A 256-nucleotide genomic window follows, 5' to 3' on the forward strand; every position below is an offset into this window, starting at 1 on the left:
CTGGTGGACCGGATCCGGGACGGCCGCTCGTTCGCGACCCGGCGGGTGACGGCAGTACAGGACGGTCAGGCGATCTTCACGATGTCGGCGTCGTTCCACGTCCTCGACGAGGGTCTCGAGCACCGTGACGAGATGCCGCCGGTGCCCGATCCCGAGGAATTGCCCGACGCCTCGACGCTGGCTTCGGAGGAACTGTCGTGGGAGTTCCGGGAGTGGGCCGACTGGGATCTGCGGTACGTGCCGGCCGACCGGATCC

Annotated in this window: 1 protein-coding gene; it reads left to right on the forward strand. The window is 68.8% G+C overall.

Annotated features, from left to right (window positions below):
• Nucleotides 1–256, forward strand: a 256-nt coding sequence (locus IJ15_RS0124635; protein ID WP_031940934.1) for an acyl-CoA thioesterase, incomplete at both ends; no start/stop codon positions are given.

The sequence above is a fragment of the Prescottella defluvii genome, from assembly GCF_000738775.1.
Classification (GTDB): domain Bacteria; phylum Actinomycetota; class Actinomycetes; order Mycobacteriales; family Mycobacteriaceae; genus Prescottella; species Prescottella defluvii.